The 13,355-nt window shown below is 42.2% G+C and carries 10 protein-coding genes; 6 read left to right on the plus strand and 4 right to left on the minus strand.

Features of this window, described 5'->3' with window-relative positions:
• The 3 genes from HLH14_RS01810 to dxs all read right to left on the minus strand — a co-directional run.
• On the minus strand, nt 1-1,585 hold a 1,585-nt coding region (locus HLH14_RS01810), incomplete at its 3' end, for a DEAD/DEAH box helicase (RefSeq protein ID WP_171532516.1).
• A gap of 546 nt (nt 1,586-2,131) precedes the next feature.
• Entirely contained in the window at nt 2,132-2,962 is an 831-nt protein-coding gene (locus HLH14_RS01815; protein ID WP_171532517.1) for an inositol monophosphatase family protein, read from the minus strand.
• Nucleotides 2,963-3,075: 113 nt separating this feature from the next.
• Nucleotides 3,076-4,986, minus strand: coding sequence for a 1-deoxy-D-xylulose-5-phosphate synthase (dxs, locus tag HLH14_RS01820; RefSeq protein ID WP_171532518.1), 1,911 nt, complete (start codon nt 4,984-4,986; stop codon nt 3,076-3,078).
• 313 nt (nt 4,987-5,299) lie between these two features.
• On the opposite strand from dxs, the gene ribA reads away from it, so the two are divergent.
• The gene (gene ribA / locus HLH14_RS01825; RefSeq protein WP_086194145.1) at nt 5,300-5,902 is read left to right on the plus strand and encodes a GTP cyclohydrolase II; all 603 of its coding nucleotides are present in this window, start codon (nt 5,300-5,302) and stop codon (nt 5,900-5,902) included.
• A 117-nt stretch (nt 5,903-6,019) separates the two neighbouring features.
• On the opposite strand, the gene hemN is transcribed toward ribA, so the two are convergent.
• Nucleotides 6,020-7,393 (minus strand): oxygen-independent coproporphyrinogen III oxidase, encoded by a 1,374-nt coding sequence (hemN, locus tag HLH14_RS01830; RefSeq protein WP_171532519.1) that lies wholly within the window; start codon nt 7,391-7,393, stop codon nt 6,020-6,022.
• A 243-nt stretch (nt 7,394-7,636) separates the two neighbouring features.
• Here hemN and hemF point away from each other — a divergent pair, with 243 nt between their 5' ends.
• The 5 genes from hemF (at nt 7,637) to HLH14_RS01855 (ending at nt 13,322) form a co-directional block, all read left to right on the plus strand.
• Nucleotides 7,637-8,578 carry an oxygen-dependent coproporphyrinogen oxidase gene (hemF, locus tag HLH14_RS01835; RefSeq protein WP_171532520.1) on the plus strand — a complete coding sequence of 314 codons (942 nt, stop codon included), beginning with the start codon at nt 7,637-7,639 and terminating at the stop codon, nt 8,576-8,578.
• A gap of 301 nt (nt 8,579-8,879) precedes the next feature.
• Entirely contained in the window at nt 8,880-9,086 is a 207-nt protein-coding gene (locus HLH14_RS01840) for a hypothetical protein (protein WP_067726711.1), read from the plus strand.
• 146 nt (nt 9,087-9,232) lie between these two features.
• A complete protein-coding gene (gene aroE, locus HLH14_RS01845) occupies nt 9,233-10,021 on the plus strand; it encodes a shikimate dehydrogenase (protein ID WP_171532521.1) in 789 nt (262 codons plus the stop codon).
• A gap of 391 nt (nt 10,022-10,412) precedes the next feature.
• A complete protein-coding gene (locus HLH14_RS01850; RefSeq protein WP_171532522.1) occupies nt 10,413-12,236 on the plus strand; it encodes an acyl-CoA dehydrogenase C-terminal domain-containing protein in 1,824 nt (607 codons plus the stop codon).
• A 126-nt stretch (nt 12,237-12,362) separates the two neighbouring features.
• Nucleotides 12,363-13,322 (plus strand): phage baseplate protein, encoded by a 960-nt coding sequence (locus HLH14_RS01855; RefSeq protein WP_171532523.1) that lies wholly within the window; start codon nt 12,363-12,365, stop codon nt 13,320-13,322.
• The last annotated feature ends 33 nt before the right edge of the window (nt 13,323-13,355 follow it).

The raw sequence follows: 13,355 nt of genomic DNA on the forward strand, positions 1-13,355 counted from the left end.
GAGCTGGAGCTGGACGATCACCAAAATCACGTTTTGGACGATCATCAAACGAACGTTGTGGACGATCACCGAAACCGCCTTCACGACGAGCTGGAGCTGGACGATCACCGAAATCACGTTTTGGACGATCATCGAAAGAACGTTGTGGACGATCACCAAAACCGCCTTCACGACGTGGAGCTGGACGATCACCGAAATCACGCTTAGGACGATCATCGCCATAAGAAGGACGTTCGCCACGTGGTTTGTCATCAAAGCTACGTTGTGGACGATCACCGCCACGACCGCCATCACGACCACCGCTGAAACCGCCGCCGCTACGACCGCCGCCATCACGACCACGACCACCGCCGAAACCGCCACGACCACGACCACCGCCATCACGACCGCCGCCATCACGAGCACCGCGTGCAGGAGGTGGAGATGGCTCAAGACCTTCAATTTCAGACACGTTCAAACGTGCATCTAGGAAGTCTTCAAGCGCACGGATTTTACCGCGTTCACGGTAAGTCGCTAAAGTAATTGCATTACCTGTACGACCGGCACGACCTGTACGACCGATACGGTGTACATAGTCTTCGTTTTTCATCGGTAAACCGAAGTTGATTACGTGTGAAATTGTTGGTACGTCAAGACCACGCGCCGCTACGTCTGTAGCAACAAGGATTTTTGCACGACCTTCACGGATGCTGCGTAAACGACGGTTACGAACAGTCTGTGGCATAGCACCATGAAGTGCTACAACTGATAGACCTGCTTCAGCAAGTTCTTCAGCCAGCATATCTGTATCTTCTTGAGTGCTTGCAAACACAACTGCTTGATCTACTGATTCATCAGATAACCAGTGAGTAAGCAATTTTTTCTTGTGTTCAAAACCATCAGTCCAATGCAATGTTTGAGTGATGTCTGTATTTGTAGAGTGACCAGTTTCGATCGCAATACGCATAGGATCATTCATCATGCGTTCTGCAAGCGTAATGATACGCGGTGCAAAAGTTGCAGAGAACATTAATGTTTGTTTACGGTTAGCTGCTAATTCACCAATTGCTTCTAGGTCTTCAGAGAAACCCAAGTCAAGCATACGGTCAGCTTCGTCGACGATTAACGCGTCAACCATGTCAAGTTTAAGTTGACGACGGTTTACAAGATCAAGTAAACGACCTGGAGTCGCAACTACAACTTGTGCACCTTTTAATTGTTGAATTTGTTTACCGAAAGGCATACCACCCATGATCGCAGCAACACGAACACCTTTCATATGACGAACCAATGCAATCGCATCTTGACATACTTGTTGTGCTAATTCACGAGTAGGAGAAATCACAAGGATATTCGGTTGAGTCACCGCTTTCATGCGGTCTTTAAATGATATAAGCGAATCTTGATTTGCTAAACCATTTAAAGTAGGTAACAAGAATGCAGCAGTTTTACCAGAACCTGTTTGGCTTGATACTAAAAGGTCTTTACCTTCTAGTGCAGCTGGAATTGCTTGTTCTTGTACAGGAGTTGGCGTAGTAAAGCCTAAACCTTCGATAGCTAGTGTTAAAGACTCATCGAGGGAAAAATCAGCAAAAGTTTTGCTCATAGAGAGTGTTCACCCTGAAGTGGGTGCTCCATTTAATAAATTACAATATGGACATCGGCAAAAAGCGGCACAGCAAATAGAGCTGAAAAAATAAGGATTCAGCAGCGATCCGAATAACGTCGATGTGGATATAACGCACGTATATGATTACGGCCGCAAACCTGAAGGAATCGCTTAAGCGATTGGGGCGCGAAGGATATGTCCTCTCTATGGACAGGACGCGCATACAATGATTAGAAGATAATGTTCAGGTAAAGAACGGAAATTTAAGTGCGTGGCGGCATAATAACAGAATAATTTTAAAAAGTAATCATTTTTTTCGATTGAATTATGCATTGGTACTGTTTTTTTCAGTAACAGTCTATTTTACAACTTAATTTTGTTTATTTTTTAATCGTAAATTTCTCAGTAATCATACCGTTTTTAATAAAGTCTCTTTAAAAGCGATCAAAACCAGCGTTAAAGATGAATATCAACTTTGCCTGACAATAAAAAAGCCCTCACATGGAGAGCTTTTCTTTGTCATATCACTCGATTAAATCGGTATTACTTTGCGGCTTCACCCCAAGCTGGAACGACAGCTTGCATTAAAGGTTTTAGCATTTTCATAGAGCAAGCAATTACTTGACCATTGTCCATAGAATCGGCACCACCACGTGCATCCACTACAGTACCACCTGCTTCTTTTACGAGTAACTCGCCTGCAGCGATGTCCCAAGGCTTCAAACCAAGTTCGAAGTAACCATCAAAACGACCGGCAGCAACATAAGCCAAGTCTAACGCAGCAGAACCTGAACGACGGAATTGTGCACCCGCTTCAGTCACGTTTAATAATGAATCAAAATGGTTTTTCGCATAAGAAACCACTTCACCGTTACGTTTATTACGGTAAGCATGGCCTACAGCCAAGAACGTCTTGTCTAGGTTGTCTTTAATATTTACGCGAATACGACGTTGATTCATCATGGCACCGCGGCCACGACTTGCAGAGAAAAGCTCGTCTTTCACAGGGTCATAAATAACACCGTGTTGAGTTACGCCTTTATGTTGAACTGCAATTGAGATACAGAAATGTGGAAAACCGTTAATGAAGTTTAAAGTACCGTCCAAAGGATCGATCACCCAACACCAATCAGCGTCGTGACCTTGACCTTCTTGCATACCAAACTCTTCACCAAGGAAGCTGTGGTTTTTATAGCTTTTACGTAGAGTATCGATAGTCAACTGTTCCAAATAACGATCTACACGCGTTACCGGACCATCAATCCCTTTTTCTTCGACTTGTAGATCGAGTTTATGACGATTTTGATGCGCTTTTAAAAGCTCTTGACCAACTAATTGAGCCGCACGCGCAGCCATAACCACCATAGGTTCCATTGAACACCCACTACAAATTTAAAGAAACTGATAAAGAATAATGCATAAAAGCCCGCACATTTTAGCAAATATGAGGGCTTTTAGGGGAAAAAATGTTTCTAAAATTTAATTCATCATGATGAAACGGTTTGCACAAGCTTTAGCCAGGCTAATTCAATTGATTTTTCAATGCCTTTGGCATCAAGTCCAGCCTGTTGCAACATTTGTGCATGTGAAGCTTGATGCATGAAAATATCAGGTAAACCTAAATTTAAAGTCGGTTTAACAATTTGTGCTTGAGCCAGATATTCATTTACCGCACTACCCGCACCTGCCATAACCGCATGTTCTTCGACTGTCACAAATAAACTGGTGGTACTCGCTAATGCTGCAATCATCTGTTCATCTAAAGGTTTCACAAAGCGCATGTTGACGACACGAACGCCCACATCATGTACTTGTGCCAATGCTTGTGCTGCTTCAATCGCAACCGTTACACGACTGCCAAATGCCAGAATACTAATTTGTTCATCTTGTTGTTCATTAAAACTGGCCACAATTTCCGCTTTACCAATCTCTAAAGCAGTCAATTGTTGTTGTATTTCAACACCGACACCATTGCCACGCGGATAACGCACAGCCGCAGGACCATTGTATTGATAAGCTGTATGTAACATCTGGCGACATTCATTTTCATCTTTAGGCGCCATAACCACCATATTCGGTACAGTGCGCATAAAAGCGTAGTCATAAGCACCTGCATGGGTTGGGCCATCTTCACCGACCAAACCGGCACGGTCGATGCCAAAGGTCACATCCAGATTTTGCAAGGCAACATCGTGAATCAGTTGATCATAACCACGTTGCAAGAAGGTCGAGTAAATGGCAACAACCGGTTTTAAGCCTTCACATGCCATACCGGCAGCCAAAGTCACAGCATGTTGTTCAGCAATCGCCACATCAAAAAAGCGCTCAGGGAACTGCTTGGCGAACTGTACCATGCCCGAGCCTTCACACATTGCCGGTGTAATTGCGAGTAAGCGGTCATCTTGTGCTGCTTCGTCACACAGCCATTGCCCAAATACATCCGAATATTTAGGGGCTGTATTTAATACAGGCGTTGAATTTATTTTGCTGATCGCATGATATTTAATTTGATCTGCTTCCGCTGGTGCAAAGCCTTTACCTTTTTTGGTATAGACATGAATTAAACGTGGCCCTTTACGTTTTTTCAGTGCATCAAAGACTTGTACCAGTTGATTGACATCATGACCATCGAAAGGACCAAAGTAGTCAAAACCAATGGCTTTAAATAAGTTGTCTGCAGCATCTGTTGCTGCACTATGTAAACGGGAATTATAGGTCCATGCAGGATGCGGCTGAATATAAGCGTCACCCTCATCGGACACATTTACCGAATGACCACGTTCCCAAATGGCAGCCAAATGCTTGGCAAAACCGCCGGTACTGCATGAAATAGACATGTCGTTATCATTCAGCACCACGATTAAATCGGCATTGTGTGCCACCGCATCATTCATGGCTTCAAAAGCCATACCTGCGGTCATTGCGCCATCACCGATAATCGAAACCACTTCACAGGGGTCTTTTTGATAACGACGAGCCAGTGCCATACCCAGTCCAGCTGAAATTGCTGTTGAGGAATGGCCTACACCAAAGGTATCAAAAACTGATTCTTCACGAGATGGGAAAGCTGCCAAGCCATCTTTGGCGCGAATGGTGATCAATTGCTCACGGCGACCGGTTAAGGCTTTATGCGGGTAAGCCTGATGACCAACATCCCAAATAAGGCGGTCATGCGGGGTATTAAAACAATAGTGCAAAGCCACCGTCAGTTCGATCACACCCAGATTGGCACCAAAATGCCCGCCACTTTGTCCTGCTGCATACAAAATGTACTGACGTAACTCATCCGCCACTTTTTCTAATTGGCTGCGCTCGAGCAATCTTAATTGTTGCGGATGATCAATCGTATCCAGCAACGGTGTTACAGGGCGATGAGTCGGTATTTCTGTATACAACATAAATGGCAAAGCCTTCTAAAGCCTGGCAAATCCTAAGCTAGGTAAATGGGTTATTCGAGCACAAGTAAGTGTCGAATTGTATCACCTTTAAATCAGCCACATTTCTAGCGATGCAGTTTAGAGGCAGATCTCTACACTGGGTGTTTGTTCATGAGCGAGATTATCCTGAATAATCTTACTATTTATCAACCATTATCGTTCGCTTTATACAAAAAAGAAAATCTTCTGCATAATTTCATCATAGCAATTCTACCAATGTCCAAGCATTACGCTATACTTTAGCCAATTAATGAACTATTTGACGGGTTAAGCAGTGCCTATAGAATTTGTCGCAACTTCAAGATTACCAACCGCTTTTGGTGAATTTAAAATCACTGTATTTCAAGATCCTCAAACCGGTGAAGAACATGTCGCACTTTCTAAAGGACTCGATACCCCACCGACCGATCCGGTACTGGTTCGGATTCACTCTGAATGTTTAACCGGTGATGCCTTTGCCTCACTGAAGTGTGATTGTGGACCACAACTGCAGGCCACCATGAAACTCATTAATGAAGTCGGTCAAGGCGTGATTTTATACTTGCGCCAAGAAGGTCGTGGCATTGGACTGACCAATAAAATTCGCGCCTATGCCCTGCAAGATCAGGGGCATGATACCGTGGATGCCAATCTGATGTTGAATTTACCTGCAGATGCGCGACGTTATGACATGTGCACGATCATGCTTGATCATTTAAAGATCAAACAAGTTAAACTTGTCACCAACAATCCTTCAAAAATTGCAGCATTAGAAGAACTGGGTATTGATGTGGTAGATCGTGTTCCCCTCACTGTCGGCTTAAATCCGTTCAATGCAGAATATCTAAAAACCAAACATGAACGCATGGCGCATATGTATAAAAAAGGCGATTTTTAAAAATCTGTTTTTCTACAAATCCACCCCAACCCTCCTTTAGTAAAGGAGGGAGTTCCGCCCCTCTTTGTTTAAGATAAGTGAAGTCTCCCTTTATCAAAGGGAGGTTTGGAGGGATTATTAAATCGTCATCGAGAAAATCCGGTTTTCAGGCTTTTTACGCTTTAAGTGCAAATCAAACGCCATACAGATATTGCGTACAAAGGGTTTGCCTTTTTCTAAAATTGTGACTGATCGGTTTTCGATTTTAATCAATTCATCCTGTTGCATTTCTTCAAGTTGCATCAACACTTCATCAATTTCAGGAAATTGCATCTCGGCATCCAACCATGAAGTTGTAAACGTACACATCAAGTTCAGGATATGTTTACGAATCATTAAATCTTCTGTGTTGAGCACATGTCCTCTATACACCGGAATTTCATTATTTTCCAATCGTGCATAATAATCTTCCAGTTTCTTTTCATTCTGGGCAAAGCTATACCAGCTGTCGCTAATCGATGATATACCCAAGCCAATCATCACTTGCGTTTTTGACGCGGTATAGCCCATAAAGTTGCGATGCAAAGTCCCTTGTTGAAAAGACTGATACATGCCATCTTTTTCCAAGGCAAAATGATCCATGCCAATTTCATGATAACCGTGTGCGAGTAATTTCTTTTTACCCTCCTCATAGCATTGGCGCTTCAACTCATCTTTAGGTACATCGCCATCTTTAAAACCACGCTGACCATTGCCCTTAATCCAGGGCACATGTGCATAGCTATAAAAGGCCAAACGGTCAGGCATTAAACGGTTGGTCTGGTCGATGGTATTCAGCACATCATCCAGATTCTGGAACGGCAAACCAAATACCAGATCATGCGAAATCGACTCATAGCCAATCTCTCTCGCCCATTGGGTGACCCGTTCTACATGTTCAAACGGCTGAATGCGGTGAATGGCTTTTTGCACTTTTTCGTTATAGTCCTGCACCCCATAACTGACCCGACGAAAGCCCAAATCATACAGGGCTTGTAAATGCTCTTTGGTCGTATTGTTGGGATGTCCTTCAAAGCTAAATTCGTGCTGTGCTGCAATCTCGGCTTTAGACAGAATGCCTTGAATCAGTTGTTGTAAATGTTGCACTGAAAAAAACGTCGGCGTTCCCCCGCCCAAGTGAATTTCCTTGATGACCGGTTTGTCTTGCAACAACTGGCAATATAAATCCCATTCTTTCACCACTGCCTGTATATAAGGCTGTTCCACCTCATGGCGTTTAGTGACCCGTTTATGACAGCCGCAGAAGGTGCATAAACTTTCACAAAATGGCAGATGGATATAAAGACTAATCCCCTCGCTTTGATTAGATTCATCAAAAGATCGTTTTAATGTTTCTTTCCAAAGCTGCAAAGAAAACAAATCCTCTTGCCAATATGGCACCGTTGGATAACTGGTATAGCGTGGCCCCGGAACATTATATTTTTGAATTAAAGAACTTGCCAGCTTTGACATCAAGATTGCCCCATTTGAATTAACCACGCTGACCGAAGATAAACGGTCGGCTTTTCCTTATTGTGCTGAGCTTGATCAATGAATTCAACCCAGCCTTTTAGTCGGAATATCTTGAATTCATTTTCCATTTTGAAAAAGCATTACCGCTTTTCCCAGTGAGATCAATTGGTAAAAATCCCTTAATTTTTTTATGATTTTATGTTTTGATGTATGCATTCTCTATCTTTCCCCATGAGGGTTCTGATGCAGCATCCTAATTCCGCTGATATTCAACGCGTTCGCGAATTTCTCCTCGATTTACAGGCACGTATTTGTGCAGGTCTAGAACAACGAGAATTAGAGAGCGGTGGCACTGCTCATTTTGAGATTGATGATTGGGAACGCCCGGAAGGTGGCGGCGGCCGTTCACGTGTTTTGCAAAATGGCACCGTGATTGAAAAAGGTGGTGTGATGTTTTCTCACATCAACATTTCAAAATTACCGGCGTCTGCAACTGAGCGTCATCCCCAAATTGCAGGTGCCAAAGCGCAGGCCATGGGTGTGTCGTTGGTGATTCATCCAAAAAATCCCAATGTTCCAACTTCACATGCCAACGTGCGTTTGTTTGTTGCAGAGTCTGAAGGACAAGATCCAGTATGGTGGTTTGGAGGCGGTTTTGACTTAACCCCCTTCTATCCGGATGATCAAGATGTATTGGCCTGGCACCAAAAAGCCCATGATCTTTGTGCGCCATTTGGTGACACGGTTTATGCGGAACACAAAAAATGGTGTGATGACTACTTCTATTTAAAACATCGTGATGAACAACGTGGCGTGGGTGGATTGTTCTTTGACGATTTAAATCAGTGGGACTTTGAAACCTGCTTTAAATACATTCAAGCAGTCGGTAATGGTTATTTGGAAGCGATCTTGCCAATTTTCCAGCGCCATCAAAATCAACCTTATACCAAAGCGCAACGTGATTTCCAGCTCTACCGTCGTGGGCGTTATGTGGAATATAATTTGGTTTATGACCGTGGCACTCTATTTGGTCTACAAACCGGTGGTCGGATTGAATCGATTTTAGTCAGTATGCCGCCGCTTGCTGCTTGGTCGTATCGTCCGGAATGGGAAGAAAATTCTGCTGAAAAACGCTTAACTGACTATTATTTAAAACCACAGGATTGGTTGACTGAACTTCAATAATTAAAAATATATTTAAAATCTTTAATCCCTTTTTCCATTTTGGATGAAGGGATTTTTTATATTCATTATTTTCTTTGTACATAAAATTAGATACTTAGAACAATAAAAAATTAAATCCATATTTTCATGTCATAAAAAATTCATCATATTTTACTTATAATAATTCTACTGACATATTTCCTTACAGCACTAGACTCTGTAGATTTTACAAAATCGTTTAGACTAAGAAATTCAATTTACTATTCACACATATTTAAAAAGCACATATCAATTAAAAAAATCGTGCTTTAGGAAGCCAACAATGTTAGATAAAATTTTAAATCACAAAGTGATTTTATTTTGGTCCATATTCACCCTAATCCTATGTTCCATCGCCATCACATTCTCATCAGACAATAGCCTTTCTGATAGTTTATCGATTACATTTAGTGTCTTTGCAGGGTTTGCCTTGTTTTTTACCGCAGCAATGTGGCTAGAAGATATGGTTCACGAAATCTGTAATCCTTAATATTATTTCAATCCGCTTTAATTCTCTGAACCTCACTAAATTGCTTTTTATGCCTGCTTAACTTTTCTTTTTTCCCTTCTTCTGACTTTAGCCTTGTTTAAAAATCACGTATATTGAATGCCATTTCCGCACATGGACTTTGTGAAATGAGCAAACAATTCGCGGTGGTTGGGCATCCAATCGAACAGTCACGTTCGCCAGAACTTCATCATGCTTTTGCCAAAAAAACAGGCATTGACCTGAATTACAGCAAGCGTCTTGCGCCTCTTGATGGTTTTGAAGCCAATATCAAGGCGTTCTTTGCCGAGGGTGGCATCGGCATGAACGTGACCGTGCCTTTTAAGGAACAAGCGTTTGCACAGTGCCAAGTCCTGACGGAACGTGCCAAAATTGCCAAAGCGGTAAATACGTTGTGGATGCAAGATGGCAAGCTGCATGGTGATAACACCGATGGTCAAGGCTTAGTGGATGCGATTAAAGCCCTGGATTGGAAGCTGGACAATACCGATATTTTGATTATTGGTGCAGGTGGGGCAACACGTGGTGTGGTCTACCCTTTAGTTCAGGCTGGCGTGAAAAAAATCGTGATTGCCAATCGTACCCTTGCCCGTGCTGAACAACTGGTTGCCGATTTAAAAGATGCCGTTCCCCAAGCAACACTTGCTGCAATCTCTTTAGATGATTTGGCGGGTGAGTTTGATCTTGTGATTAATGCGACATCTGCCAGCCTAAGTGGCGATGCTCTGGTTTTACCTGAATCTTTACAATTTAAACATGCCTATGAAATGACCTATGGCAAACCATCGAGCTTTTTAGATCAAGCCAAAGCTCGCGGCATTCCGACTTCAGAAGGTTATGGCATGCTGGTGGGGCAAGCGATTGAGTCATTCTCAATCTGGAATGGGGTAAAGCCAGCACTGAAAGATTTTCTTTAACTGTTTGAAATAAAGCGATTGAAAAGAAGTAAATCCTTGCTTCTTTTCAATATTACCCACAAAAAAATGTTTTTAAACTGGCTTTTATGACATCATGATTCATTCATTGAAGTTCCTGAAAATTATTCAAATATTCACTTATCCAAAACTCAACACATACACTAACATCTTAATTTAATTATTATTTACAATATTTTTTTGCATGAAATACATTAAAAATGTAAACCCAACAATATAATCAGTTACATTAATAGCTAAATTCATCCACTTATAATTCGCCTTTCTGACATTTTTCCCAGGCTACACCATCAATGTATTTTGATGAACAATGTGAATAATCAAACTATCGATTCGGATAATCCAAAACTATTTCTAAATTAGGATTAACACTATGCCAACTTATAAAGCTCCTTTACACGACATTCGCTTTTTAATGAATGAAGTTTTTGATTACCCAGAACATTACAAAACTTTATCCAATGGCGAAGCTGCCGATCCTGACACTGTAGACATGATTCTTGAAGGTGCAGCAGATTTTTGTGAAAACGTCCTCTCTCCTTTAAACCAGTCTGGTGATGAAGAAGGCTGTCATTTTGAAAATGGCGAAGTTAAAACTCCTAAAGGCTTTAAAGAAGCCTATGACCAATTCGTGCAAGGTGGCTGGCAAGGTCTGTCTTATCCTGAAGAGTTTGGTGGTCAAGGCTTACCGATGTCGCTTAACCTGATCAAATCTGAAATGATGGGTACGGCAAACTGGTCATTTACCATGTATCCAGGTTTGAGCATGGGCTGTATGAATACCATCATGCAGTTCGGGACTGAAGAACAAAAAAATACCTACATGCCGCATTTAACTGCGGGAACCTGGTCGGGCACCATGTGCTTGACTGAACCACAATGTGGTACTGACTTGGGTCAGGTAAAATCTAAAGCTGAACCGCAAGCTGATGGCACCTATAAAATCACCGGGACCAAAATCTTCATCTCTGCAGGTGAACATGACCTGACTGAAAATATTGTCCATATTGTGCTGGCTCGCCTTCCAGATGCACCTGCAGGTACGCGCGGTATTTCATTATTTATCGTACCGAAATTTATCCCGACTGCCGAGGGTGGCGTGGGTGAACGTAATCCTGTGACTTGTGGTTCAATCGAACATAAAATGGGGATCCGTGCTTCAGCAACAGCCGTATTAAACTTTGATGCTGCGACAGGTTACCTGATTGGTGAACCGCACAAAGGTTTACATGCCATGTTTACCTTTATGAACACTGCACGTATTGGTACAGCGGTTCAAGGTATTGCCCATGCAGAATTGTCTTTCCAGGGTGCATTACCGTATGCCAAAGAGCGTATGTCTATGCGCGCTTTATCAGGCAAGAAAGACCCTGAACAAGTTGCAGATGCAATCATTCACCATGCTGACGTGCGCCGTATGTTGCTGACTCAAAAAGCCATTGCTGAAGGTGGTCGTGCCATGATTTATCATGCTGCACAGCTTGCCGACAAAATGACCGATGCGCTGACTCAAGGCGACCAAGCGAAGTTTGAAGAATATGATGACAAGCTTGGTTTCTACACGCCAATCTTGAAAGGTTTCTTGACTGAATTGGGTCTTGAAGCGGCTAACCACGGTATGCAAGTGTTCGGTGGTCATGGTTATATTAAAGAACATGGCATGGAACAAATTGCACGTGATGCACGTATTGCGACCCTGTACGAAGGTACAACCGGTGTTCAGGCACTCGACCTGATTGGTCGTAAGGTTCTGCTTTCTTCTAAAGGCAAAGTGGTACGTGATTATACTGCTGAAATCTTGCGTTTCTGCGGTCGTCATGCACCTAACAAATACATGCGCCGTTTTGCATGGGACTTAACCAAGATTTGTGCACAATGGAACGCTTTAACTGTACGCCTCATGCTTGCAGCACGTAAAGACCGTGACATCGTTTCTTCAGCTTCTGTAGATTTCTTGATGTTCTCTGGCTATGCGATGATGGCTTACTATTGGGCGCAACAAGCTGCTGTCGCTTCTGAAAAATTGGAATCGGGTAACGGTGCAGAAGTTCCTGAATTCTATAAAGCAAAAATCAAAGTTGCCGATTTCTACTTCGAGCGTATATTGCCTCGTACCCAAGGTCATGCAGAAGCCATGGTGAATCCATCGAAAACCATGATTTCTTTAGCACCTGAACACTTTAGTTTTGACTACTAAGCTGTAAAGTTTGAGTCAAAATAAAAGAGCACTTCGGTGCTCTTTTTTATGCGCTACAATAATCCCAATGCAAGCTCAATTTCCAAAAGCATAGAATAATAAAAAATCAATCCAGTGGCCTTTTAGATGAAAAAATTATTTTCGTTTCTGAGTCGCTTTTATCAGACTTATAGTGCAACTGCTCCTCTAAATGCCCTTCATCTTGAGCAAAATCTTGATTCCCCTGATCCTGCCAACTTGGGTGATGCTGCCCAGCCGATTACCCTGATCAGAACAGGACTGGGCAATTTTCATATTCTTCAAGGATTAGCGCTTGATCACCGACACAATTTTTTGTACACCACGCATGTCGAGGGTCAACCTGAACAAGGCGTGATTAATAGATTTAAGTTGCACCACTCAAATTTATGGTCTGCGCAAGATGCGCAAAAATCCTCCTCGCTTATTGGTCATCAAGGCATTTCAGTCGATCCATACAGTGACTTTATTTTTGCTTCTGCGGGAGCCGGCATTCCCAATAAAGGTTGGTATATTCTCAAATTTCAATATATGCCCAATGCTGCGCCCAGTAATATCCAAATCATTCAGGTATTTGATAAACGATATAGCAAGATCACCAACACCATGCCTTCGATCACACCGGATGGAAAATATCTGCTGGTGCGAGGCAATAACCATAAAATGAATGTCATCCGTGTTTTTAAATTAGATCTCATCACCCAAAAAAACTTAACAGATATTCGTTTCTTGTATGAAGATGAATGGCCTATTGATTCAGGCTTCACTCATGACAAATCTGCATTCCAAGGCCTCACTACCGATGGGGTTTATGTATATTTGTTAAGCGGAAATAAAAATAAAGGCCCTAAAAGAATTTATGTTTATGACTTAACCGGCAAACTGATTCAAAAAATGGATCATGTGACACTTGGTCATTTTGATTCCTTATCGAATCATGCCATCCAATATTGGGAGCCAGAAGGCCTAACGGTAGATAGTCAAAACCATCAGCTCTACATTTTATATACCATAGGAAACACTGGACAATTCTTGGGCCGTATTTATCGAATGAAAATTAATACATAAAAAATAAATTTGATAAAAGCTGAATTTTTCAAT

Source organism: Acinetobacter terrae (genome assembly GCF_013004375.1).
Lineage (GTDB): Bacteria > Pseudomonadota > Gammaproteobacteria > Pseudomonadales > Moraxellaceae > Acinetobacter > Acinetobacter terrae.